The sequence below is a fragment of the Fibrobacter sp. UWR3 genome (genome assembly GCF_900143055.1).
Lineage (GTDB): Bacteria > Fibrobacterota > Fibrobacteria > Fibrobacterales > Fibrobacteraceae > Fibrobacter.
Genome location: NZ_FRCW01000005.1, coordinates 175,014 through 200,486 on the forward strand (window position 1 = coordinate 175,014; position 25,473 = coordinate 200,486).

At 54.4% G+C, this 25,473-nt stretch carries 21 protein-coding genes and 2 tRNA genes; 9 read left to right on the forward strand and 14 right to left on the reverse strand.

Annotation, left to right across the window (positions count from 1 at the left end):
• Nucleotides 1–9 precede the first annotated feature (9 nt).
• The 3 genes from BUA44_RS08355 to dapB form a co-directional block, all read right to left on the reverse strand.
• Nucleotides 10–567: a hypothetical protein gene (locus tag BUA44_RS08355; RefSeq protein WP_072810754.1), complete on the reverse strand. Its 558-nt coding sequence runs from the start codon at nucleotides 565–567 to the stop codon at nucleotides 10–12.
• A gap of 13 nt (nucleotides 568–580) precedes the next feature.
• On the reverse strand, nucleotides 581–1,597 hold the full coding sequence (locus BUA44_RS08360) for an ABC transporter permease subunit (RefSeq protein ID WP_072810756.1): 1,017 nt from the start codon (nucleotides 1,595–1,597) through the stop codon (nucleotides 581–583).
• 116 nt (nucleotides 1,598–1,713) lie between these two features.
• Nucleotides 1,714–2,544, reverse strand: a complete 831-nt coding sequence (gene dapB / locus BUA44_RS08365; RefSeq protein WP_072810758.1) for a dihydrodipicolinate reductase — start codon at nucleotides 2,542–2,544, stop codon at nucleotides 1,714–1,716.
• Nucleotides 2,545–2,759: 215 nt separating this feature from the next.
• Between dapB and BUA44_RS08370 the strand changes: the two genes are divergently transcribed.
• Nucleotides 2,760–3,098, forward strand: a complete 339-nt coding sequence (locus BUA44_RS08370; protein ID WP_072810760.1) for a helix-turn-helix domain-containing protein — start codon at nucleotides 2,760–2,762, stop codon at nucleotides 3,096–3,098.
• On the opposite strand, the gene ruvX is transcribed toward BUA44_RS08370, so the two are convergent.
• Nucleotides 3,095–3,508 (reverse strand): Holliday junction resolvase RuvX, encoded by a 414-nt coding sequence (gene ruvX / locus BUA44_RS08375; RefSeq protein ID WP_072810763.1) that lies wholly within the window; start codon nucleotides 3,506–3,508, stop codon nucleotides 3,095–3,097. The two genes, BUA44_RS08370 and ruvX, sit on opposite strands and share 4 nt — an antisense overlap.
• Nucleotides 3,509–3,595: 87 nt before the next feature.
• Nucleotides 3,596–4,378: an outer membrane beta-barrel protein gene (locus BUA44_RS08380; protein ID WP_072810765.1), complete on the reverse strand. Its 783-nt coding sequence runs from the start codon at nucleotides 4,376–4,378 to the stop codon at nucleotides 3,596–3,598.
• A gap of 167 nt (nucleotides 4,379–4,545) precedes the next feature.
• Between BUA44_RS08380 and BUA44_RS08385 the strand changes: the two genes are divergently transcribed.
• The 7 genes from BUA44_RS08385 (at nucleotide 4,546) to BUA44_RS08415 (ending at nucleotide 12,923) form a co-directional block, all read left to right on the forward strand.
• Nucleotides 4,546–8,979 (forward strand): acyl-CoA dehydratase activase, encoded by a 4,434-nt coding sequence (locus BUA44_RS08385; protein WP_072811049.1) that lies wholly within the window; start codon nucleotides 4,546–4,548, stop codon nucleotides 8,977–8,979.
• Between the two features lie 142 nt (nucleotides 8,980–9,121).
• Complete coding sequence (locus BUA44_RS08390) at nucleotides 9,122–10,714, forward strand: ABC-F family ATP-binding cassette domain-containing protein (RefSeq protein ID WP_072810767.1); 1,593 nt, start codon at nucleotides 9,122–9,124, stop codon at nucleotides 10,712–10,714.
• Nucleotides 10,715–10,850: 136 nt separating this feature from the next.
• Complete coding sequence (locus BUA44_RS08395; protein ID WP_143151916.1) at nucleotides 10,851–11,945, forward strand: hypothetical protein; 1,095 nt, start codon at nucleotides 10,851–10,853, stop codon at nucleotides 11,943–11,945.
• On the forward strand, nucleotides 11,945–12,439 hold the full coding sequence (locus BUA44_RS08400; RefSeq protein ID WP_139258982.1) for a hypothetical protein: 495 nt from the start codon (nucleotides 11,945–11,947) through the stop codon (nucleotides 12,437–12,439). Before BUA44_RS08395 ends, BUA44_RS08400 begins: the two co-directional genes overlap by 1 nt.
• A gap of 106 nt (nucleotides 12,440–12,545) precedes the next feature.
• Nucleotides 12,546–12,743 carry a hypothetical protein gene (locus tag BUA44_RS08405; protein ID WP_072810774.1) on the forward strand — a complete coding sequence of 66 codons (198 nt, stop codon included), beginning with the start codon at nucleotides 12,546–12,548 and terminating at the stop codon, nucleotides 12,741–12,743.
• Nucleotides 12,744–12,749: 6 nt separating this feature from the next.
• Nucleotides 12,750–12,824 (forward strand) — tRNA-Val (locus BUA44_RS08410).
• Between the two features lie 23 nt (nucleotides 12,825–12,847).
• Nucleotides 12,848–12,923, forward strand: a tRNA-Asp gene (locus BUA44_RS08415).
• A gap of 53 nt (nucleotides 12,924–12,976) precedes the next feature.
• On the opposite strand, the gene BUA44_RS08420 is transcribed toward BUA44_RS08415, so the two are convergent.
• From BUA44_RS08420 to BUA44_RS08460, 9 genes are all read right to left on the reverse strand, one after another.
• Nucleotides 12,977–14,269 carry a hypothetical protein gene (locus tag BUA44_RS08420; protein WP_072810777.1) on the reverse strand — a complete coding sequence of 431 codons (1,293 nt, stop codon included), beginning with the start codon at nucleotides 14,267–14,269 and terminating at the stop codon, nucleotides 12,977–12,979.
• Nucleotides 14,263–15,609, reverse strand: a complete 1,347-nt coding sequence (locus BUA44_RS08425) for a hypothetical protein (protein WP_072810779.1) — start codon at nucleotides 15,607–15,609, stop codon at nucleotides 14,263–14,265. Before BUA44_RS08425 ends, BUA44_RS08420 begins: the two co-directional genes overlap by 7 nt.
• The gene (locus BUA44_RS08430; RefSeq protein ID WP_072810781.1) at nucleotides 15,609–16,058 is read right to left on the reverse strand and encodes a hypothetical protein; all 450 of its coding nucleotides are present in this window, start codon (nucleotides 16,056–16,058) and stop codon (nucleotides 15,609–15,611) included. The genes BUA44_RS08425 and BUA44_RS08430 overlap by 1 nt, the downstream gene beginning before the upstream one ends.
• A gap of 1 nt (nucleotide 16,059) precedes the next feature.
• Nucleotides 16,060–16,938 (reverse strand): FISUMP domain-containing protein, encoded by an 879-nt coding sequence (locus BUA44_RS08435; RefSeq protein WP_083579544.1) that lies wholly within the window; start codon nucleotides 16,936–16,938, stop codon nucleotides 16,060–16,062.
• Nucleotides 16,939–16,991: 53 nt separating this feature from the next.
• Nucleotides 16,992–18,278 (reverse strand): hypothetical protein, encoded by a 1,287-nt coding sequence (locus tag BUA44_RS08440; protein ID WP_072810786.1) that lies wholly within the window; start codon nucleotides 18,276–18,278, stop codon nucleotides 16,992–16,994.
• Between the two features lie 97 nt (nucleotides 18,279–18,375).
• A complete protein-coding gene (locus BUA44_RS08445) occupies nucleotides 18,376–19,788 on the reverse strand; it encodes a glycine--tRNA ligase (RefSeq protein WP_072810788.1) in 1,413 nt (470 codons plus the stop codon).
• Nucleotides 19,789–19,916: 128 nt separating this feature from the next.
• Nucleotides 19,917–21,653 (reverse strand): chloride channel protein, encoded by a 1,737-nt coding sequence (locus BUA44_RS08450; RefSeq protein WP_072810791.1) that lies wholly within the window; start codon nucleotides 21,651–21,653, stop codon nucleotides 19,917–19,919.
• A 21-nt stretch (nucleotides 21,654–21,674) separates the two neighbouring features.
• Nucleotides 21,675–22,940: a hypothetical protein gene (locus BUA44_RS15680; protein WP_072810794.1), complete on the reverse strand. Its 1,266-nt coding sequence runs from the start codon at nucleotides 22,938–22,940 to the stop codon at nucleotides 21,675–21,677.
• A 3-nt stretch (nucleotides 22,941–22,943) separates the two neighbouring features.
• Nucleotides 22,944–23,441 (reverse strand): peptidylprolyl isomerase, encoded by a 498-nt coding sequence (locus BUA44_RS08460; protein ID WP_097035752.1) that lies wholly within the window; start codon nucleotides 23,439–23,441, stop codon nucleotides 22,944–22,946.
• Between the two features lie 187 nt (nucleotides 23,442–23,628).
• Here BUA44_RS08460 and lepA point away from each other — a divergent pair, with 187 nt between their 5' ends.
• Nucleotides 23,629–25,449 carry a translation elongation factor 4 gene (gene lepA, locus BUA44_RS08465; protein ID WP_072810796.1) on the forward strand — a complete coding sequence of 607 codons (1,821 nt, stop codon included), beginning with the start codon at nucleotides 23,629–23,631 and terminating at the stop codon, nucleotides 25,447–25,449.
• Nucleotides 25,450–25,473 lie beyond the last annotated feature (24 nt).

Here is a 25,473-nt window from a genome sequence, read left to right on the forward strand (position 1 = left end):
CTCAAAACTTTATTTTTCTGGATTATTGCCAAAATCGCCCACAGAAGGATTAGTCCAGCCATCATCGCAACCCGAATAATCATTGAAAATAAAACGATAATGGCCCCGTGCACCACATTTCGTATTGAGTATAGGCAATTGCTTACCAAAATCTTCATGGTAAAAGTGAATAGAAACATCACGCCCCCGAGAAACGGACGCCCTGTATTCTGCATACGGGAACCATTCATCTCCACACATGACCTTGACAGACACCTTATACTCTCGCGTTTTTGTGTTCTCCCACGCAGGTCCTCCAAAGCCATCAAAATAAAACATGGTTCTTGATTTTTTCCCGTCGTAATTATCATCCCATATCTTGTAATGTTCATAAGTCGTTTCAAAAGGATCCATCGAGGCGATAACAGAATCGTCCGCCACTATCTCCACGACAAAAGAATCCACGTCCAGAGGATTATCTACGCTTATAGAAAGACCACAGTATCCATACGGCGTCGGACACCCCACCTGCAAGAACGCAAGAGACAGCAACAAAAGAAAAAAGACACCGCCTGCAATCTTTTTCATTTCCCTTCCCTCCTTACGAGAACTTGATTCTCGGGTCCACGAGCGTATACAGGATATCGCTAAAGAGGCGGCCCACCATCGCCATGAGACTGCTCAAGAAAATAATGCCCATGACCACGTTGTAGTCGCGGTTCACCATGGAATTGTAGTACAGGAGGCCCATGCCGTCGATATCGAAGACTTTCTCGATAAGGAGTGCGCCGGCGAACATAAGCGTGCAGATTTCGGAAAGGCGCGTGGCTATCGGGATAAGCGCGTTACGGAGCGCATGGCGCACCAGCGCCTGTCTAAAACTCATGCCCTTCGCTAACGCCGTACGCATGTAGTCCTTGCCCAGTTCCTCGAGCGCGGAGTTCTTCATGAGGAAGGTCAGGAACGCAAATTCGCTAATCATGTAGCAGAAGATAGGCAGCACCAGATGGTGCCCGAGGTCCGCAATCTTCCCGAAGAAAGTGAAGTCCTCGAAGTCATCGCTCGTGAGGCCACCCAGCGGGAAAATATCGAGATACGACCCACCCGCAAGGAAGATAATCAGGAGGATACCGAGTGCATATCCCGGCATCACGTAGCCCGAGAAAATCAAGCCCGAACTGAGGGAGTCAAGTTTGCTCCCGTGATGCACCGCCTTCCAGAGCCCGAGGGGAATACATACAAGGTAACTCAAGAAGAACGAGGTCACCCCGAAGAACAAGGAAATCGGGAAACGGCTCACGATGACGTCCCATACCGGGAGGCCGTAGGTGTAGCTCGAGCCCAGGTCCAGGTGCAGTACGTTCCAGAGCCAGGTCAAGTAGCGCTTCCAGGCGGGCTGGTCAAAACCGAAGTACGCCTGGATTTGTGCTATCTGGTCGGGCGAGAGCGCCTTCGAGGCATCTACCCCGCCCTTCATGGCGGCGGCCTGCTGCGCGCGCGAAATCATTTCCTCCACGGGGCCGCCCGGCAACAGCTGGATGAGAATAAAGCACACCAGCGAAATCCCGATGAGCGTCGGGACCATGAGCAGCAAGCGTCGGAGGATATAGGAACGCATCTTTAATTCGGAGTTCAGAATTCAGAGTTCGGAATGTGAAACTCGGACCTAAAAAGGTTGCGGCAAAGCCGCCATACTAAATAATTCCGAATTCCGAAATCCGAATTCATAATTAATTAACGCATCTTTCCGGCGCGCAGCACGTCCATCATGTTGAAGGGCTTGGCGGTACCGGCGGCAATCTGCTCGGCGAGGAAGTTCACGGCATCTACAGTGCCCTCGGCGTAAATCTTACGGCCGCACACGTTGTGCTGGAACTCAAAATGCACCGTACCGTCGGCGCTGTCGAGGCTGTAGGTATGGAAGGCGTGACCGCCGAGGTATTCCTCGGGCACGTGCATGCGTTCCATCTGTTCTTTTTCGTTGCGAACCTTCTCGATGTCATCGACGGAGAAATCGAATCCCATCTTTTGGAAATCTCCCACAATGGCCTTCGCCGTACCGCTCGTGTCGGCCTTCGTCTTCTGGTGGCTTTCCACCACGGAAAGCTTGTAGCCGCTGAACGCCGTCGGGAATTCCTTCGCCAGAAATTCAATCATCATCTGGAAGGCGACAATCTGTTTGGCCATGTTCGGGGCAATCACGCTCGGGTGGTTCGCGTCGGCCACGAGTTTTGCAAGCGCCTCGCGGTCACCGCCGGTAGTGCCCATCACGAAGGGAATCTTGTGCTTCACGTAGAATGCGGCGTTGTCGTTTACAGCCGTCGGGTGCGTGTAGTCGATGCAAATGACGTTCGGGTACTTCGCGAGCACTTCGCCAATACGGGCCTCGCGGTTGCTGGGCTTCAAGAGCTGGATGGTCTTCCCCGCCACCTCTGCCTCGTTTTCCACGATAATCTCGCCCGTCAACGAATACGGGACAAGTTCCAAGCCGCGGGCCACGCAGGTTTCAGCCACAATACGGCCCATGTTGCCCGGAATACCATTAACCATCACTTGTATAGACATAAAATCTCCTGTTTTTGGGGTGGAAAATAGAAAAAAAGCGGAATAAAACTTTTTTTATCGTCCGAAAACGCCGTTTTTCGCTAATGAGTTGCAGGAGTTTTACATTTTTTGTAATTTTCTGTACACGGAAATAAATAATTTTGACAACTTATGATTACAACACGACCTCTTATGTTTTCACAACGGCTTGCCATTTTTTTTTAAATCGTCATACCATGAAACTGAAGAACGATGCAGAAAAGGCATTTGACCTAGAATTATCCAAGATTATTAAAGCCAGAAGAGACGAACTCAACCTTACTCAAGAATATCTAAGTTTTCATTCTGGTGTTACCCGCATTACCATCGGTAAGTGGGAAAAGGGCGAGAAGACCCCTATCAGTTTTGACCTCTACAACGTACTCAAGGTTCTCTACAAGGATCCGTCTGAATTTTGGGCCGAACTGTTCAAGAATTACGAAAAAACGCTTTCCCCTATCCAGAAGGCGGCCGACAAGAAGAAATTCATGGCCTACCTGGAACAGGCACAAAAGAACAAGAAGGGCGATACCTAACCGTTCTCGTCCAACCATCTCTGGAGAATTATCGCGGCGGCTAATTGATCAATTACCGCCTTATTTTTTTGCTTTTTCTTCTTGCTGAAGTAAGACGTCTTTTCCTGGGCCTGCACGCTGGAGTACGATTCGTCCTGCGTGTATACAGGAAGTCCCGGAAAACGGAGTTTCAGGTCCTCGACAAATTTTTCCACCACCACGTTCTTGCCGTCCTTACGGCCATCGGGGTGATACGGCATCCCCACCACGAACGCATCGATTTTGTTCACCTTCACGAGTTCATCGAGCCTTACAAACAAGTTCGTCGTTTTCTGGTCGATTGTCTCGCGAGAAAAAGCCATGCGCAGTTCGGAATCGGCAAAAGCGACCCCGACGCGATGTTCTCCGTAATCTAGTGCCAAGTAGTTCATCGGAGCGAAATATAAAAAAAGAAGCCCGCAAAAAAACAAGAAGCCCGGCTAGAAGCCGGGCCGACCTGCCGTTCAACGGGGCCTACACTAGAGAAGGTAGGTCATCGAAAGCTGGATGTTCCAGGCGCTCGGCTTGTCTTCAACAGCATCGCTTACACTGTTGAAGTCGTACATGAAGCGCAGACCGACGTTCATGTCGTGACCACCCTGGTGGAACTGAGCACCGGCACCGAGAACAAGCGACACATAAACGCCGCTGGTCTCAATGTCATCGGCGGCGACAAGATCGCTTGCGTAGTCGACCTCGTTGTCGTAGGTATCATAGTAGTTGTACTGCGCCGAGAACATGTCGGCAAGGCAGAATGCGAGACGGAGACCGCCTTCCACGTAGAGGAAAGAAAGGGGTTCGTAACGGGCGAGCACGGGCACATCCATGAGGATTTGCGAGATGCCCTGTTCGTATTCGTATTCGTATCCACCGCCAAGGGGATAGCGTTCGGAGGTTTCATAGAAATAGCGGAAAATGAAGTTCACTTCGGGAGCGACAGCAAACTGCTTGTTGATATAGTAACGGAGGGAACCGCCCACATAGCCGCCAACGGCAGTAAGGTCGCCAAGACCGCCCACGCCCACGCCGATATGGCCGCCCAGACGGATTTTCTGGTAGTCGGTATCGTCAGAAGACTTTTCCGCGGCAGGTGCGGCAGACTCGGCTTCTTCGGCGGGTTCAGCCTGGGTGGATTCCTCTGTCGAGTAGCTGTTGTCTTCGGTTGCAGCGGGGGTCTCGCCATAATCCTCGTCGTCGTACTGGGCGAACGAAGGTACACAGGTAAAGCCAAGCGCTATCGCGAGCACGGCTATTTTTTTCATTTTGTTCTCCTTATGAACTGATTGTTAGTTTGTTCATCAAAAAAAAACAATCGCCGGTGCAGATGTCAATAAAAAAATGGCTTAATCTCTTTTTTTGCGAATTTGGGCATTTTACGTTCCCGTTTGCCAATAAGCTCCACCCCAATTTTTCTATCTTTACGCCCACTATGAGCAATTTGAAGAATGATTTGTGGGTCGGCGTGGACGTAGGTTCCACCACCGTGAAGATTGCGGTCGTCGATCCCGAGACCAACAAGCTTTTGCATTACACATACCAGCGCCACAACGCCATGCAGGCGAAAAAGGTCTACGAGGTGCTGCGGGAGGCCCACGGGCTCTTCCCGGACAAGAATTTCAGGGTGGCCTTCTGCGGTAGCGGCGGCCAGCCCTTCGCCGACGCCACGCACGCCTTCTTTGTACAAGAAGTGGTAGCAAACGCCCTCGCCGTGCGTGCCACCTACCCCGAATCCCGCGTCGCCATCGAACTCGGCGGCCAGGACGCGAAGGTCGTATTCTTCGAAAAGGACAAGACAACCGGCAAGCTCATCGCAAGCGACATGCGCATGAACGGCGTGTGCGCGGGCGGTACCGGCGCATTTATCGACCAGGTGGCCGAACTCCTCCGCATCAAGACGGAGGCCTTCGAAGGTTTTGCCAAGCGCGGCCAGAAGGTCTACGAGATTTCGGGCCGTTGCGGCGTGTTCGCGAAGACGGACATCCAGCCGATGCTCAACAACGGAATTGCAAAGGAAGACATCGCCCTTTCGAGCTTCCACGCCATCGCGAAGCAGACCATCGGTGGCCTCGCCCAGGGCATGGAAATCAAGCCGCCCGTGATTTTCGAGGGCGGCCCGCTCACGTTCAACCCGACGCTCGTACGCGCGTTCAAGGAACGCCTCGGTATTAACGACGAGCAGGCAATCGTGCCGGAACACTCCGAAGTGCTCGTCGCCATGGGTGCCGCCCTCTCGCTCGGCTCCATGTTCGCGGGCCAGGAATGCCATTACCGCATGGAAGGCTCGCTCGACGCCCTGGTGCACTTCAACGAAGTCCGCCAGGCCGAAAACAAGGCGAAGGCCGCCGCCGACCTCTTCTTCAAGAACGAAGCCGAATACAAGATGTTCCTCGAGGAACACAAGATGGCCGACAACCACTACCCGCAGCCGGCCTCGGGTTCGACCATCAACGCCTACCTCGGTATCGACGCGGGTTCCACCACCACGAAGTTCGTGCTCCTCGACGAGCAGGACAACGTGATTGACGGGTTCTACGCCAGTAACGACGGCGAACCGCTCGCCGTCTTGAAGCGCGCCATGAACGAGCTCGCCGACCGCTACGAGGAATACGGCTGCAAGCTCAACATTCTGGGCGTGGGAACCACCGGCTACGGCGAGCAGCTCTTCGCAAAGGCCGTCCATGCCGACTACCATACCGTGGAAACGGTCGCGCATGCGAACGCCGCCCAGCGCCTGTGCCCCGACGTAAGCTTCATCCTCGACATCGGCGGCCAGGACATGAAGGCAATCTCCGTGCAGGACGGCGTCGTCACCGGCATCATTTTGAACGAGGCCTGCTCCTCGGGTTGCGGTTCCTTTATCGAGACGTACGCCCGCAGCCTCGGAATCCCGATGGAAAAGATTGCGGAACTCGCGTTCAACGCAAAGAGCCCCTCGCAGCTCGGTTCCCGCTGTACCGTGTTCATGAACAGTTCCATCATCACGGAACAGCGCGACGGCAAGCAGCCCGAAGACATCATCGCGGGTATCTGCCGCTCCATCATCAACAACGTGTTTACGAAGGTTATCCGTATCCGTAACCTGAACACCCTCGGCAAGAAGGTCGTGGTGCAGGGCGGAACGTTCAAGAACAACGCGGTCCTCCGCGCCTTCGAGCAGTACACCGGACTCAAGCCCATCCGTCCCGAACGTCCGGGCGAAATGGGCGCCATCGGTATCGCGCTCCTCACCCGCAAATTCATGGAAGAGAAGCGCAAGGAAAATCCGGACCTCAAATCGAGCTTTATCGGCCTCGAGGCCATGAAGACCTTCAGCTGGCACAACCAGCCGGGCCAGCTCTGCCAGTACTGCACCAACCACTGCTCCCGCACCATCGTCACGTTTAGCGACGGCCAGAGTTTCGTTACCGGCAACCGCTGCGAACGCGGCGAAGTCACTGCCGACCCGAACGACCCGAAGACTAAGGCCCTCATCGCCGAAATCAACAAGAAGATGCTCTCCGTGCCCGACATGATCAAGCGCACGAACCAGCTGTTGGTGAAGGACTACGCCCCAGCCAAGCTCGTCGAGAACACGGGCAAGACCATCGGTATCCCGCGCGTGCTGGAATTCTGGGCAAGCCTCCCCTTCTGGAAGGCGTTCTTCACAAGCCTCGGCTACACCGTCGTGGTGAGCCGCCAGAGCGACTACAAGATGTTCGAGGCGGGCCTCCACAGCGTGCCCTCCGACACAGTGTGCTTCCCGGCAAAGCTCGTACACGGCCACGTGCTCAGCCTCATTGAAAAGAAGGTCGACCGCATATTCTTCCCGATGATGGTAGCCATCCCGAGCGACCACACCAAGTTTACGGCCACCTCCGTCTGCCCGGTGGTGCAGGCCTACCCGAACGTGTGCAAGAACACCGATGAACCCGAGAAGAACTACGGCGTCCCCATGGACCAGCCGATTTTCCACTGGTTCAACACCAAGCTCCGCAGAAGCCAGACCGTAGACTGGTTCCACGAACACTGGAAGCTCGACAAGAAGCTCCTGGACAAGGCCGTGACCGAAGGCGAGAAGGCTCTCAACAACTACCGCACGACCCTTTTGGAAGAAGGCCAGAAGATTCTCGACGACGTACGCGCGAAGAACAGTTTTGCCGTGGTGATTGCGGGCCGCCCCTACCACGCGGATACGCTCATCAACCACAACATCGCAAGCCACTTTACCGCCATGGGCATCCCGGTGCTTACCACCGAATCGCTCCCCGGCGTATACGACCAGGATGTACCAAGCCACACCCGTATCGAAATCAAGAACACCTTCCACCTGCGCATGATTGGCGCAACCATGATTGCGGCGAAGGACCCGAACATCGAACTTGCGCAAATCGTGAGCTTCGGTTGCGGGCACGATTCCATCTTGACCGACGAAATGATGCGCATGCTGCACCTTGATTCCAACAAGGAAATGCTCATGCTCAAGCTCGACGAGGGCGACGCCCGCGGCCCCGTGGGCATCCGCATCAAGAGCTTCATCGAGACGGTGAAGGCACGCCGTGCGGCGAACCTCCCCGACAAGCCCGAAAGCCACGAACCGCTGTATCACACTCCGTTCGTCGCCGAAGACAAGCAGCGCCGCCGTATCCTTACGCCGAACCTCTCCCCCGCATTTACCGTGCTTGCGAGCGAGTACATGAAGCGCGAGGGCTACATCGCCGAATACCTGCCCGTGGCCGACAGGGAAGCCATCGAGCTCGGCAAGAAGTTCGTGCACAACGATATCTGTTTTCCCTGCCAGGTGAACATCGGCGAAGCCCTCAAGTGGCTTGTCAATCACCCCAATGTTCCGCAGACCGAAGTTTCGATGTGCCTCGCGAAGAACTGCGAGAACTGCCGTGCCGTGCAGTACGCGGTACTCGCCCGTAAGGCCCTCGACGAGGCCGGTTTCAAGGACGTCACCATCATCACGACCGGTGTGGACTACAAGGGCATGCACCCGGGCTTCCAGCTGGGCCTCGACTTCCGCCTCCACATGCTTTGGGGCCTTGTCACGATGGATGCCATCGAGACCATGTACCGAGCCCTGCGACCCTACGAAGTCAACAAGGGCGACACGCAAAAAGTCTACGACGAGTGGATGCCGAAGGTTATCGCCGTCGCAGGCCACCTCACCACCACGCAGCTGGTGCGCCCCTCCAAGCTCATCGAGGTCTTCGAGCAGTGCATCGAGGCGTTCAACGGTGTCGAGATTACCGAAGATCGCAAACGCGGAATCCGTAAGCCCCGCGTAGCGGTACTTGGCGAAATTCTCATGAACTACCACCCGAGCGCAAACGGGTTCGTGGAAGAATACCTCATGAACAACGGGATGGAAGTCTACCTCCCGGGCATGACGGACTTCTTCCGCGTCGACGAAGTCGTACGTAGCGAAAAAATCAAACGCGGATTCTCGGCGAACCCGCTCATGGACCGCGTGGAAGGCGGCGTGACGGCGAAGGTCTACACGCATGCCGTAGAAACCGCCCGCAAGTCCATGCACAAGTTCAAGCTCTACGAACACCATGCCGACTGCTACGAACTCAAGGACTACGTCACAGACATCATCGACCCGACATACAACACGGGCGAAGGATGGCTTATCCCGGGCGAAATCCTGTACAACGCGCAGCACGGCGTGAACAGCTACATCATCTTGCAGCCGTTCGCCTGCCTTGCAAACCACATCAGTGGCCGCGGCCTCACCAAGGCCGTGAAGGAGCGTTGCCCGCACGTGCAGATCCTTTCGCTCGACTACGACCCGGACACCAGTTTCGCGAACATCGAGAACCGCCTGCAGATGCTCATCATCAATGCAAGAGAATTGGAAAAAGCAAATCAGAATTAATTCGGAATTCAGAGTTCGGAATTCGGAGTTGTTAAACAAACTATTTTGAATTCTGGATTCTGTTTTCCAAACTTAATCTTTTTTGAACGCACATTTTTACTTAATAATTCATAAATCTGAAATCCGAATTCTGAAATAATTTATGCTCAACGTCTCTAATGTCAGTCTTCAATACGGTAGCCGCGTCCTCTTCAAGGAGGTGAACCTCTCGTTCAAACGCGGCAACTGCTACGGAGTCATCGGTGCGAACGGCGCCGGAAAGTCAACCTTCCTCAAGATTCTTTCGGGCGAACTCGAGCCCAACACCGGCGAGGTCACCAAGGACCCGGGCGAACGCATCGCCGTCCTCAAGCAGGACCACTTCGCCTACGAACAGAACACCGTTCTCGAAACCGTCATGATGGGTTACCCCGAACTCTACGAGCTGGGCAAGAAGCGCGACGAACTCTATGCGCTCCCCGAAATGACGGAAGAACAGGGCATGCAGGCCATGGAAATCGAGACGCGCTTTGGCGAAATCGGCGGTTACGAGGCCGATTCCAGCGCGGCAGTGCTCCTGAAGGGCCTCGGCATCCCCGAGGAATTCCACTACAGCCTCATGGCCGACTTGGACGCCGGCCTCAAGGTGCGCGTGCTCCTCGCCCAGGCGCTGTTCGGCAACCCCGACATCCTCCTGCTCGACGAACCGACGAACCACTTGGACCTCGAAACAGTCGGCTGGCTCGAAGACTACCTCGAACGCTTCGAAAACATCGTCATCGTGGTGAGCCACGACCGTCACTTCCTCAATGCGGTCTGCACGCACACCTGCGATATCGACTACGGCAAGATTAACCTCTATGGCGGTAACTACGAATTCTGGTACGCCGCAAGCCAGCTCGCCCAGAAACAGCGCAAGGACCAGAACCGCCGCGCCGAAGAAAAGATTGAAGAATTGAAGGCGTTCATCCGCCGCTTCGCCTCTAACGCAGCGAAGGCCAAGCAGGCCACCAGCCGTAAGAAGCTCCTCGACAAGATGACCGTCGAAGAAATGCCGGCATCGAGCCGCAAGTTCCCGTGGGTCAACTTCAAGATGGATCGCGAACCGGGCAAGATTGTGCTCGAAGTCAAGAACGCGACCATCGACGGCGGCGACGGCATCATCTGCAAGGGGCTCGACTTCAGCCTGGGCGGAGGCGACAAGGTCGCCCTCGTCGGCGAATACGATACGCTAAAGACGGCATTTTTCCAGCTGGTTGCCGGAGAGACGAAGGCACCCGACGGCGTGCTCAAGTGGGGCAACACCATCAGCTACAGTTACTTCCCCAAGAACAACGACGCCTATTTCGGTTGCGACCTCTCCCTCGTGGATTGGCTGCGCCAGTACAGCAAGGAACAGGACGAAACGTTCATCCGCGGGTTCCTCGGTCGCATGCTCTTTACCGGCGAAGAAGCCCTCAAGAGCGCGAACGTTCTTAGCGGTGGCGAAAAGGTGCGCTGCATGCTCAGCCGCATGATGCTCAGCAACGCGAACTGCTTGCTCCTCGATGAACCCACCGCACACCTGGATTTGGAAGCGATTACCGCCCTCAACAACGGCCTCACCGCATTCCAGGGCCCCATCATCTTCTGCTCCCAGGACCACGAATTCGTGCAAACGGTCGCAAACCGCGTGCTCGAACTCACGCCGAACGGTGTACTCGACCGCTCCATTACCTTCGACGAGTGGCTCGAAACCAAGAAGAAAAAGAAATAGCACTTTATCGGGAATTTCGTCGCATAATCGCCGAAAAATTGCCGAAAGATATTCAAAAAAAGCATTTCGTCAAGGAAATGCTTTTTTCGTTTTGAATTTTTATATATTTAGCGACATAGGGATAAAGGAGAAAATTATGAACAACATTTCCAAGACCTTACTCGCAATTTTTACCGCCTTTTCTGTCGCCACTTTCGCGGCAGAGAAAGTCTACATGGCTCCGGTCGGTACCACCAACATCCACAGCGACTACGGCATCGCCGCGCAGAAACTCATGAAAACCTACATCGAAGACGATGGCAGGTTTATTCTTGTTGAGGGCACAGCCGCCGATAGCGTTGTGCTCGAAAAACAGGAAACCGTAAAGAACAAGGCGGTAGAAAAAGGCTGCAGCAAATACCTCATCGCGGAATTTACCCGCCTGGGCGACAACGTGATTCTATCCTTCAAGCTCTACGGCACGGATAGCGACACCCCCGTATGGCAGGACCGCCTCAAGGCAGCAAACCCCGATGACTTTGACCCGATTATCCAGCGAGTGGCCCGCACCATCGGCACAGACGAAAAGGCGACCAACGACCAGGATATATACAACATAACAGAAAACGAGGTCAAGGCCCCCAAGCGCAAGAAAGTGAATTCCTACTTCGGTATCGGCATCGGCGGAATGGTCCCGCTTGCCCCCGAAATCGAATTGGCCCCAGGCCTGAACCTGTTCGGCATTTACGATACGCAGAGTATCCTCTTCGGGATTGACTGCAACCTGTGGGGTATGAGCAGCGACTCCCGCTATTCCTATGCAGATTTTGGCATTTCGGCCTACTACGCATTCGGCCGTAAGTTCATTGCCCCCTATATCGGTGGCGGACTCAGCTTCTCTGCCGTCGATTACGAGACTGAAGTGTCCTATGTCGCCGAACGCGAATATTACGACTATGATATTCAAGGATACAGGACCACGAAAGAGACGGAATACAATACCTATGTCGATGACAAGAGCGGCATCGGAGCATTTATTGGTGGCGGCGTGATGCTCAACCGCGCAAGCAGTATCATACTCCTGGCCGAAGTCAAGTACTTTGTCAACTTCTTCAAGCTGGCAGAACCGAAAGGCACTGTTACCTACGAGCAGTGGAAAGACTACGACTGGTACGACAACGATCTACCCACCAAGTCCGATAAACTCTTCCAGGGCTTCATGTTCAACCTCAAGTTAGGCTACGGTTTCTAGTGAACACAAAACGCAACATAGTCCTCCTGGGCTTGCTCGCGTTCGCACTCATGCTGAGCGGGTGTTACTTTAGCCGCACGACGATTAGGACGACCGACGGCAAAGACTACAAGATTTATGGCGACGACGAACTCATCTGCGAAAGTAGCCAGGACTGCAAGATTGGCCAGCGCGGAGCACCGCACACCATGGAACTGAAGGCGGTCAAGGGCAATACGGTCGTCGGGCGCACCACGATAAAGCGCGAGATAACCACGGCGTCTGTCATGTGGGGGTTTGTTTCGTACTTTACCACGCTGTTCGTTTACCAGGCATACCCCGACAACGTGTATATCCCTATCGACTACAGCAGCGAGATGGTGAGCCGGACGGTGCGCGAGACGGGTGGCAACGACTGGAACACTTCGCCCTACAAGTCGCAAGGCAGCGCATGGGACAGACCCGGTTACGAGCCGAGCGCCGAGGAATACAACGCACCCGCCGAGGAATACTGAGACTAGGGAGGGTTCGGCCCTCCCTTTTTTGCTAAAAAAAGGCGTTTTTGGTTGACAAGATGCGAGATATTTTTATATTTGGCACGTAACCTAAGGAACGTAGTAAATGTTGAACAAAAAGAATCTCATTCTTATCGCAATCGGCGTTTTACTGCTCGCAATCGGATTCCTTTGCCTCGCCACCGGCCCGGCAGATAATCCGGTAAGCCTCACGGTTGCACCCCTTATCCTGGTGTTTGCCTACCTGGTCGTGATTCCCGTGGGGATCCTCTTCGGCGGCAAGAAGCAGGACAAGCAGGATTAAATTTTCGGGCGATTAGCTCAGTTGGTTCAGAGCGTCTGCCTTACAAGCAGAATGTCAGCGGTTCGAATCCGTTATCGCCCACTACCGAGAATCGGAAACGATTTGGGGTGGTAGCTCAATTTTGGTTAGAGCACCGGCCTGTCACGCCGGAGGTTGCGAGTTCAAGCCTCGTCTATCCCGCGAAAAAGCCCTCTCACTTGAGAGGGCTTTTCGTTTGCAATTTTTACGCGCAGTTACCAGAGGTACAGGCCGAGCGAAAGCGAGAACTGGTGGCTCATGAAGCTCGCATCTATATCTATGGAAGTATCGACGTATTCTCCCAGGTCGTAATCGTAATAGCCCGAGCTCGACGATTCGGTAAAGTAGCCGAACTGCATCATGTACTTGAATCGCGCGATGAGGGCGAACGATATCCCGCCAAGGCGCTTGGGCTTGGTCGCAAACAGGCGCACATCCGCATTGACACCCAGCATCAACACCGTCGAAATATCGGCATCCGACCACATAAAATTGTAATTGCCCACACCCACAAAAGGTTCCGCCTTCAGCCACCTGGAATCAAAGACGGTATACCCGAGCGTAAGGCCCACAGTCTCGTCCTCGCCGCCACCCGCAACATAAACATGCGATTCGCCCACAGGCTTATTTATAAGTCCATAACTGAGTAACCCGTTCAGGGATATACGGCCAAACTGGAGACTAATTTCACCGATAAAGCTAGAACCCATCTCAGAGTGGAAATAATCCGTGGCATCGCCCGTCATGAACCCGAGCCACTGGCCCACAAACACGCCCAGGCCGCCCGTATAGTACTTGTGCTTGAACGGATCCCTGTAGAAATCGCGGTAAGGCTGCATAATCTTTTCAACAAACGGGATTGTCTGTTCCTTAAGGATTCTGGAGTACGTGGACTGCGGATACTTGCCCACAAAGTCACGGGCACACGTCAGGAAATGTTCCACGTTCGTGGTATCGTACAGCGTTGTAACCGTAAACGCCACGCCGTAAACCGTGACCGGAACCTTATTGATTATAAGCTCCGAGTAAAGCAGGGTGCGGTACAGGTCCTTGTATTCATCGGAAAGGCTTTCCGAGGGAACGACGCGCGCATGGAGCGAATCCGCCTTGGAGGAATCGAACGGAGAGAGGTTCCTGTACAGGTAGCGCGACAGCGGGTCATCCTCGCTAGCCCGGCTCTGCCAGTTTGGCTTGAAAGCCGAATCAAGAATGGTGCGCCTCATATCCGCATAGAGTTCAATACCCTGTTCGTACCTGCCCGTCTCCATGTCGGCAAGGTACTCCTCGAAACGCGTCAGTGGCGCGCCTTCTTCCACATTCGTCTTGAGGTAGTCCAGCGCCTGCCCCGCTCGGGCCGTATCGCCCGATTCCAGCGAAGTCTTGAGCACGTCGCGCGCACGCAGGAAAAGTTCCTTCTTGGAAGGCTTCGGCGAGGAATCCTGTGCCATAGGCACAGAAAAACCGAGCAACAGGAACGCAGCGAAAAGAAATGTTGCAATCCTTACCATAAGAGTATCCCGAGGCCTAGTGCAAAGAAGGGCGTTACACCGGAGCCATTGACGAGCGTGTCATCGAATTCCATATACGTAATACCGAACTTGCCCGTCAGCGTCATGCTGAAGAATTTCGAGTTAGAGGAGAACAGATAAGTCGTGAGGAACTTGAAATCGACATTCGCGGCCAAGGTAAATCCGAAACTTTCGGCATACATATCGTTGTTGCCCTCATTAAAATACTCCCTTTCCCCATCCGGCCTTGCAAGATACCCATCTTGCTTCGCTTCAAGAATCATTGCGGGCATTCCCAGACCGATGTAGGGGCGAACCTTCAAGAAACGGCTGTCATAAGCTACAAAGCCCAAGCCAAGCGAGTACGACGCCACCCCTTCCATGCCGGAAGGCAGAAGCTCGAAGGAAATCGCGAAACGCTTGATTTGCAGGTAGAGTTCGAGGTATATTCCCGGAGGTTCCGGCTCGAACAGGTCGGAACGGTACAGTTCGTCCATCCCGAAGGCAAGACCACCCGAAATGAAGAACACGTTGAAACCGAGCCCGCCGGTATAGAAGTTCCTCGCGATGTTTTCTTCGCGGTGTTCCTGCCTGTCCTTGTCCCAGAGGATACCGAAATCATTACGGAAATAGGGGCCGGCAACGCTATTCTCAATCCATTTCGCATCGGGATGGTCCGGATATTTTTCGAGGAACATTTGCGAGAGCCTAGCAATCCGTTCGTTTACCTTGTTATCGCGGTAGGCATCGTTCAAGAGCAGGAGAATCTTGAGTTCGAACTTATCGCTTTCGGAAAGGGAACTGGAATTGTCTATGTCTTTTTCCACCTGCGCTAGCAGCGATGTCGTAGAATCGAACTTGGAGATTTCCTTCTTGATATACAGCATCAAGCCGTCATTTTCGGCATAGCGCGCATTTTCATTTACCAGGTCATTGTAGAAGTTCTTGTACCTCTTCACTTCGTACTGGAGCAACTGCGGCCACATCTTTTGGCGAATAAGCAAGACTATCACCTCGACATCGACCAACGGGACCATGTCCTCGGTTTTCTGGGCATCCAGTTCCGCGATACCGCTTGAAACCTGCGCCGTATCGCGCTGTTTAGCGGCCTCGAGAAGCGATTCGCGCAACTGGTAGATTTTCTCCATTTCCGTGCCGGGTTCTGCAACCAGCGACTGCTCGAAAGCATCCGTCGAGGACACAGAAGAAGCGGAATCTGTAGAACCGGAAGGCTCGGAATTCTGCATCAGCGATTTTTCAAAGTCATCGAATTCACCCGAGAAGGCGAAGGGAGCCGTCAAAAGCGCAACAACAAATAGAAACTTAAACTTACGCATCATCACTTCCGCTCCTTCTTTTCCTTTTCCTCGGCCGCCTTGATCTGCTCCTGCCACCTGGTAATCAGCGGAGCCTCGGCGTACAACAAGTCAACATGCAGAGTCAAGCAGTGATAAGTCGTGGTCATGTACTGCGTGTAAAGGAAGGCAGTATTCGTCTGCGCATTCTTGACGTAGACGATGTTTGCGCCTACGCGCCTCGCCTCTTCGCGAAGGAATCCGACGGTTCCCGCATCAGAGCAGCCCACATCCGCCTCCGTCTGAACAGTCCCAAGATACTTGAATTCGGGAGGCAACAGCGGAACAATGGCTGCATTCACAAAGACAACCTGCGCGAGTGAATCGAGCGGGGTCGGGTTTTCGGGCATGCCAACAGAGCGGTGCGGAGGCGCGAAACATCCCGAAACGAACAGCACTGCAAACGTGAGGAGAACTAATCCCAAATACTTCATGCTATAAATCCCCCACACAACGCACGTTCATGTAGTTGTCCCAGTTCGGCCCCCAATTAGTCCCGAGAATCGAATTATGGGAATACAGCGACAAGGTTAGCGAACTGTGGTAACCATTGCTGATATCAGTCCAGAAGACTGTTTCAGTACCAAAATACTCGAAATAGTTACGGCTGCTACTCTTGTAGCCTGCAGGGTATGCATTGAACCCGAGTTCATCGGTCCCCAGCGGAGCATCTTCCGACTCTTCCCAGTACGATTTCGACTTCAGTACGTACCCGTTGGAAACACCCCCGATAAACTCCACAAGCTTATCGACATCTTCTTCCGTAGGCAGGCGCATACCGGGAAGGCATACGCTAGAATAATCGTCGTTACCGTATGCGGCATCGTCCCACATGTAATAGCGCCCGCACTTGATTCCCAAATCATCGCACTGAGGATTGGTACGGCTATACCGCGTTTCATAATCCAGGTTTTCGGCCATCCAGACCAGGTCGCCCAGGACAATCGCCTTGTACACCTTGTTGTCGCGCGTGTCGAGAATCTGCACGGACTCGACATTCTTGAACTTTTCATGAAGCGCTACGGCATCATCCGAGGTCTCGTGGACATCAGGCAACTTCTTGTCGGTAGTGGACTGTCCAAGAGCCACCCAATACCCCTCACTGCAGGCATAGTCATGGCTCGGATAGTAGTTGACATGTACCACCAGGCCTTCGTGCTTGCTATCGCAGTCCGGAAGGTCTCCTAGTTCATCGGCATTGTACGAGGGAGATGTGCCGGAGTAATCCTTATCGGGGGCGTAACCCACGTCTGCCGAGCACGCCAGCAAAAAGGACAACGCCACAGGGAACAGTAAGTATGTGTTTTTCTTCATCACGGATAAATATACATCTTTATGAATTTATCCGCAAGGAAAAAAGAAAAACTCTACCAAATCATAGCACCAAGGCTTACCGAGAACACGTGGTTTATGTAGGAGTCATCCACCTTGAAATAGTTATCGGTCCAGTAATCATCGGTAAATTTTCCAAATGTCGCAATGTACTTGAAGCGTAGCACCAGCGCATACGAAACGTCATACAACCCCTGGGGCCTTGTGGAAAACAGGCGGATATCAGCATTCGCACCCATGACATACGTAGGGGAACTTATATCGTCCCAACCGTTATCAAAATAATCCTGACCAAAGCCAATAAAGGGCTGCAACTTAAGGAACCGCGAATCAAACACGGTGAAGCCGACCGTAAGCCCGAGGAAGGGATCTTCCACTTCTTCGTCATGGCTCTCCTCGGTAAAGTATCCTGCCTGCTCGTAGAGGTATGTAAATCTATGGATCAGGCCCCAACCGTAGAAGAAACCCAATGAAATACGACCAAACTGCATTTCCAGGTCAAGCAAGAACGACGACCCCATCCTCACGTCAAGATAATCGTTCACGTCGCCCGTCGTTGTACCAAACCACTTGCCCAGGAATACGGAGACATCGCCCCTATAGTACTTGTGCTTGAAGGGATTCTTGTGAAAATCGCGGAAGGGTTTCATGACATCTTCTACATAGGGAATCAGCTGATTCTTGAAAATGTTCGCATAGGTCGTATTGGGGTTCTTTTCCACATAGTCTTTCGCATACGTGAGGAAAGACTGCACATTTGTCGTATCGTAAATAGCAAGCCTTGACCCGCCATAATAGCGGTTCCCCGCGCGGTTGAAAACAAGTTCAGAACAAAGTAATACTCGGTACAGACCCTTAGATTCATCGCTTATTTCCGGGGAATCCTGGATACGGGCATAGAGCGAATCGGCCTTCGCGGAATCGAACGGGGATAGGTTCCTGTACAGGTAATGCGACAGCGGGTCTTCGGTGGCAGCGCGCGGATCCCAGTTAGGATTGTACGTAGAATCGAGAACGGTCCGTCGCATATCGGCATACTGGTCAAGGCCCCGCTGGGTGCGCCCCGCCTCCATGTTCGCGAGGTATTCCTCAAAACGCGTAAGCGGCGCTCCCTGCGCCACGTTAGCGGCAAGGTAATCCAGGGCCTCGCGTGCACGCGTCGTATCGCCCGATTCCAGGGATGTCTTGAGCGCATCACGGGCACGCAAAAAAAGTTCCCTCTTGGAAACTTTTTCGGGAGCATCAGTCGTTTCTGCCGCCCACAAGCAAGCAGACGCTACCAGAAGAAAGAAAAATAGCCATTTGAGTTTGTTCTGAATCATCTGGAAAAAATATAAAAAAAGAACCCGTTTCCGGGCCCTTTTACCTACTTCTAGGAAGGATTCCAAAGGGAACCATGAGGTTCCCTTTGCATCTCAACTAGCAGCCGAGTTTGGCGGACAGGTAAGCCTCGAGTTCATCGATCTTCACCAGTTCCTGCTTCATGGAGTCACGTTCGCGAACCGTCACGTAGCCCAGCTTTGCCGGATCGGATTCACCGTCGCCCACCGTGTCGAAGTCCACGGTCACGCAGAACGGCGTGCCGAGTTCGTCCTGACGGCGGTAGCGCTTACCGATGGACTGCGTTTCGTCGTATTCCACGTTCCAGCGGTTCAGGAGCTTCTGGTAGAGTTCTTCGGCCTTGGCCTTCACCTGGCCCTTCTTCACGAGCGGGAGAACGGCAACCTTCACCGGAGCAATCTTCGGGTCGAAGTGGAGCACGGTACGTTCGTCATTTTCGAGCTTTTCAACGTCGTAGGCGTCGCAAAGGAGCACCAACAGCAGGCGTTCCACACCGAGGGACGGTTCCACCACGTACGGGATGTAGCGCTTGTTCTGCACCGGGTCGATGTATTCCTGCTTGACCTTGGATTCGTTCTGGTGCTGCGTCAAGTCGTAGTTCGTGCGGCTTGCGATACCCCAGAGTTCGCCCCAGCCGAACGGGAATTCGTATTCGATGTCGGTGGTACCGTTACTGTAGTGAGAAAGTTCTTCCTTGGCATGTTCGCGGAGGCGGAGCTTTTCCTTGTTCACGCCGAGGTCGTTCACGAGCCAGTCGAAGCAGTACTTGCGCCAGAAGTTGTACCATTCCAGTTCGGTGCCCGGTTCGCAGAAGAATTCGAGTTCCATCTGTTCGAATTCGCGGGTACGGAAGATAAAGTTACCCGGAGTGATTTCGTTACGGAAGCTCTTACCGATCTGGCCCACACCGAACGGGATGCGCGGGCGGACGTTGTCGACAATGTTCTTGAAGTCCACGAAGATACCCTGGGCGGTTTCCGGACGCAGGTAAACCTTGTTGCCTTCGCCTTCGATGACGCCGATTTCGGTCTGGAACATCAGGTTGAATGCGCGGGGCTTGGTCCAGTCGGTCTTGCCGCAGGTCGGGCATTCAATCTTGTTGTCCATCATCATCTGGTGGACTTCGTCAAAGTTCTTGCCGGCGCAGCAGCCTTCGCCGAGTTTGTCTTCCAAAAGTTGGTCGGCACGGAAACGTTCGTGGCAAGCGAGGCAGTCGACCAGCGGGTCAGAGAAGTTGCCCACGTGGCCAGAGGCCTTCCAGACGCGGGGGTTCAAGAGAATAGAGCTGTCGAGACCGAGCACATCCTGGCGGCTGGTCACGAACTTCTTCCACCAGAGGTTCTTGATGTTGCGCTTCAGTTCCACGCCATACGGACCGTAGTCCCAAGTGTTGGCGAGGCCGTCGTAAATTTCGGAGCCGGGGAAAATGAAACCGCGGCGCTTGCAGAGGGAGATGATGTCCTTGAGGGCATCCTGAACTTTCTTTGCCATTTTAGAGTCCTTTTTTGTCTTAACGCAGCCAAATATAGAAAGACGAAAGACGAAAGACGAAAGACGAAAGATTTTCTAGTAAAAAAAATGTTTGTTTTTGCGTTTTTCTTTCGTCTGTAACCCGCCGGCTAAGCATTGCGGCTTACGAGGGTCTCGTAGGCGCGGAATATGGCGGAATGCGAGAGCGTACCCACCAGGTTCCCTTGCCTATCCTTCACGCAGAGTTCGTCAATCTCTATCCGGGTAAAGACCTTCAGGGCCGCGTGCAGGTCCATCGTTTCGGCAAGCATCGGGGCGCGCACGGTGCAGTCCGAGACAAGCAGGTGACGCGCCAGTTCCGGCGACGAGAGGAAGGTGGATTTCACCGCCTGCATGTCGAGCAGGCCCGCGTATTCCCCGCGGTCATAAACCGGATAGATGCAGTTGAGGTCAATCAACTTGAGTGCATCGCTCAGCGGGCTACCCGCATCGAGACGCTTGATTTCGCGGGGCTCCATCACCTCGCCCACGCTCGTTACCTGCAGCACGTCCACATCCATGTCGCAGCGGTGCGCGGGGCTTGCAAACTTGTTCAAAACCTGGCTCTTGTAGATTGTCCACGGGCGCGAGAATGCGATATGCATGACGGCTGCAATCATGAGCCCTGGCAACAAGCTGTAGCTGCCCGTCATCTCGCAGACCATCACGACGCCCGCGATGGGCGCCTTCGCTGCACCCGCAAAAAACGCGGCCATACCGACGAGGATAAACATCTCGGGCATGCGAACCGCCCCAGGGAACAACAACTCGCATATCCCTGCAAACATCGCCCCGAGCACGCCCCCGATGAAGAGCGAAGGCCCGAACACACCGCCCGAACCGCCCGAGCCCACCGTAAACGCGGTCGCAACGATCTTTGCGACTGCTATGGCCAGCAGGAACAATATGCCAAAAAGCCCGTGCGGTACAAGGCCGCGCATGATTTCGCCGATGAACCCGAAGCCGCCGCCCGCGACCTGCGGGAATACGAGAATGATGGCGCCCACGAACGCGCCACCCACCGCGGGCTTGAGCCAGTCGGGAACCTTCCAGCGGGCAAACCGCGTTTCGCACAGGTCGTAGCAACGCACGTACAGGAACGAGAACGGGAAGCAGAGCACGCCCAGAACCGCACACGCGAGCAGTTCTATGCCGTTCGTGAACGGGATGGCGGGGACACCCGCAATCGCAGGTTCCGTGCCCACGAGGGCGATATACACGGTGAACGCGACCACCGACGACACGATGCTCGTCGCGAAGGCGTTCGACTCGAAATCCTCCCGGTAGAGCACCTCGACCGACGTGAGTGCGCCCGCAAGAGGCGCCTTGAAGATTGCGCCGAGCCCGGCCGCCGTACCCGCGAGCATGAACTGCCCGCGCATCGCCTTGGGGAGCCTGAAGAGGCGGCTTATGCCGGAGCCGATGCCCGAACCGATTTGCGAGATGGGGCCCTCGTACCCCGCGCTACCGCCACTTGCAAGCGTGACGATGCTCGTGAAGAACTTGACCGGCGCCACGCGGGCACGCACCACACCGCCCTCGCGATGGAACGAGCGTATCATGTTGTCGGTTCCCTGGCCTGCGGCCTCGGGCGTGCGCGTGAACTTGTAGATGACAAGCCCCACGACAAGCCCGCCAATCATAGGTACGAACGCGAAGCTCCACTTCGGCAGTGCACCGGCACCCTCCCACGGCAACCGAACCACATAAGTAGCCCATCCCAGAGAAAAATGGAAAGCGACCGCCACCAGGCCCGTAACGAACCCGATTACAGATGCAAGCAAAATGCGCGGCAGGTATCCACCTACCGCGAAAAGCTTGCCCAATCGTTTACCGTAGCGAAACATTCAGGCAACAACGCCGTTGTATTACGATTCGTCGAAATCGGCGAGATCTTCTTCCGCTTCCTTGAGATCTGCGGCGTCCGGACCTTCAAAGTCCTCGTCATCCGCCTCGTCAAGGGAGTCGCCACCCATGGAACCGAGCGTGTATTCCACCTTGCGCGCTTCCTTGGACTGGCCAAGCTTGAGGATCGTCGCACATTCTTCGCAGTATCCGAGGTGCTTGTCGACCCAGAATTCCGGAGAAACAAGATTGCGGTTGCAGCGCGTGCACATCTGCGTGGCAGCCTCGCGCGTGAATGCGGCATTCTGTTCCTCGAGTTCCTTGAGGATGCGTTCCGTCAGTTCTTCCTGAGTCTCTTCAGCAAGGGAAATCTTGCGGCGGATAGCCATGGTGGGCTTCTTTTCAGCCTTGCTCACATCCGAAGTCACCTTCTTCTGGTTCGCGTGATCAGATTCGTCCTTCGCTTCCGTGAAGAGGAGCGTCTTCGAAAGCTTCTTGCCGCCCTGGAGCAAAAGAGCAAATGCAACAACCTTCTTGCCCGGTGCAGGCGCAGGTGCGGGTGCGGGAGCCGGAGCGGGAGTATCGTCAACCACAGCTACCGACGGTTCAACCGGCAGAGGTTCAGGCTTCACCCCGTCCTTGTCCTTTCCACCCTTGCCCGGCTTCACAGGCTTTGTTACCGGAGCGTCATTGACAACAGGTTCAGGCTTCGCCCCGCCCTTCTTGCCACCCTTCGGCGGTTCAGGCTTCTTGTTATTATTCTTGCCGGAATCAACCTTTTTCTGGTCGTTATCGGCCTTTACGTTAGACTTCGTGACCTTAGAATTCTTTGTCGTCTGAATCTTCTTGTCATTGCCCTTCGTGGCAGCAGTCGTAGCAGACTTTCCCGTCTTGGAAGTCTTCACATCCTTCTTGCCAGTGGACTTGGGCTTTGTTTCGTTCTTTGCAGTGCCCTTCGCGGGCTTTGCAGCAGCGGGCTTCACCGTAGACTTTACGGCGGACTTCGCGGGCTGGACCTTGGATGCCGGAGCCTTCTTCTCGACCTTCGCGGGCTTCTTCGCAGGAGCCTTTGCAGGCTTCGCCGCAGGTTTCTTCGCAGCGGGCTTCTTCACCTCGGCAGGTTTCTTTGCCGGAGCCGCCTTCTTCGCCGGAGCGGCCTTCTTGGCAGGTGCAGACTTTACGGCAGACTTTTTGGTTGCTGAGCTTGCCGAAGCATTCGCGGGCGTCTTTGCCGCGGGCTTCTTTGCCGGAGTCTTGGTTGCCTTGGACACTACTTTCTTAGAACTCATAGATTACTTCTTTTCCACGATTTTGATGTTAATAATGGGGTCGAAAGGTTCGATGCGGCAGACGACATCTTCGCCGCTGATAACCTTTCCAAAGACGGTATGCTTGCCATCCAGGTGCGGCTGGGGCATCTGCGTGATGAAGAACTGTGAACCGCCCGTGTTCGGGCCGCGGTTCGCCATGGAAATGACGGCCTTCTCGTGCTTCAGGTCGTTCGGTTCGTCGTCGATGGTATAACCCGGGCCACCCTGGCCGTTGCCTTCGGGGTCGCCACCCTGGATCATGAAACCGTTGATGACGCGGTGAAAGGTAAGGCCATCGTAAAAGCCCTTCTGTGCAAGGTCAACAAAATTCGCAACCGTATTCGGTGCGGCCTTGAAATCGAGGTCGACAACAATCACGCCCTCGTGTGTGGTAATGGTAGCCTCGATAGCGGTAATGCCCGTGTAGTCCTTGTTGAATACCTTGCCCTGGGCAAAGGCACCCGTAAAAGCAAATAACATAAGTGCAGCCGAAGCAAGCACCTTGGATGCAGAGAATCTAGGAAACATTTTCATAACGACCATGGATTTAATGGCTCATTTCTGTTTTAGTATCGTGAATATAGATAATTTTGTAAAGCACCATTTGCGCATTTTCTATATTTTACCCCCGAAAATAGAACAACTTCACGATAATTTTATCGCCTATATGCCGCAAAACGACAATATCAGAAATTTTAGCATCATCGCGCACATTGACCACGGCAAGTCTACCCTCGCCGACCGCATGATTGAACTCACGAAGACCGTCGCGAAGAACGAGATGACCAACCAGCTCCTGGACGACATGGACCTCGAACGCGAACGCGGCATCACCATCAAGGCGCACGCCATCCGAATGGTGTACGAGAAGGACGGCAAGGAATACATCCTGAACATGATCGACACGCCGGGGCACGTGGACTTCACGTACGAAGTGAGCCGCTCGCTTGCCGCCTGCGAAGGTGCTATTCTCGTGGTGGATGCAAGCCAGGGAATCGAGGCGCAGACGCTTAGCAACCTCTACCTCGCCATCGAAAACGACCTCACGATTATCCCAGTTTTGAACAAGGTGGACCTGCCGGGCGCACAGCCCGACCACGTGGCAGAACTCGTGGGCGACCTCCTGGGCTACGACCCCGACAAGATTCCGCGCATCTCCGCGAAAACGGGCCTGAACGTGGAACAGGTGCTCGACAAGATTGTAGACGAAATTCCGGCCCCCACGGGCGACAGCGGAAAACCGCTCAAGGCCCTGATTTTCGACTCCGTCTACGATTCCTACCGCGGTGTCATCAACTACATACGCATCGTGGAGGGTTCGCTCAGGGCGGGCATGAAAATCCGCATGATGAAGACCGGCGGCGAATACATGGTGACCGAAGTCGGCACGTTCAGTATGCACCGCGACCCGCGCGAAGAACTTTCGGAAGGCATGGTGGGCTACGTGCTCGCGAACGTGAAGACGATTAGCGACGTAAAAATCGGCGACACGCTCACCGATGCGGCTAACCCCGCAACAGAGCCGCTCCCGGGCTACAAGGACATTCTGCCGATGATCTATTCCGGCATCTACCCCATCAACCCGGAAGACTACAAGGATTTGCGCGAGGCGCTCGAGAAGTTACGCCTGAACGATTCCGCCATCAGCTGGGAACCGGAAACCTCCGAAGCATTGGGCTTCGGCTTCCGTACAGGCTTCCTCGGACTGTTGCACATGGAAATCGTGCAGGAACGCCTCGACCGCGAATTCAACGTCGACATCATCACGACCGTGCCGAACGTGGAATACCACGTGTACATGAGCGACGGCACGATGGTGAAAATCGAGAGCCCCTCCAAGCTCCCCGACGCAAGCCGCTACGACCACATCGAGGAACCCTACGTGAAGGCGCAGATATTTACGCCCAAGGAATACGTGGGTGCGCTCATGACGCTCTGCGACGAGAAGCGCGGCGAATTCGAGACGATGGAATACATCGACGAGGCAAAGGTGATTCTCAAGTACGATTTGCCGCTCGCCGAAATCATGTTTGACTTCTATGACCGACTGAAGTCCGTGAGCCGCGGCTATGCGGGCCTCGACTATGCGCCGAGCGAATACCGCAGGAACAACCTGGTGAAGCTTGACATTCTCCTGAACGGCGACCCGGTGGACGCGTTCTCCGTGATTATCCACCGCGACAAGGCACATACCTACGCGAACGCAATATGCGTGAAGCTCAAGGACCTGATTCCGCGCCAGCAGTTCGACGTGGCTATCCAGGGTGCGATTGGCGGGAAGATTATCAGCCGTTCTACCGTGAAGGCGGTTAGGAAGGACGTGCTCGCCAAGTGTTACGGCGGCGACATTACCCGCAAGCGCAAGCTCCTCGAAAAGCAGAAGGAAGGCAAGAAGCGCATGAAGAGCATCGGCTCGGTGGAAGTGCCGCAGAAGGCGTTCCTCGCCGTACTTTCGCTCAGCGACGATTCCAGTAGCAGCGGAGAATAGTTTGTTTTAAATTTGTTAATCTGT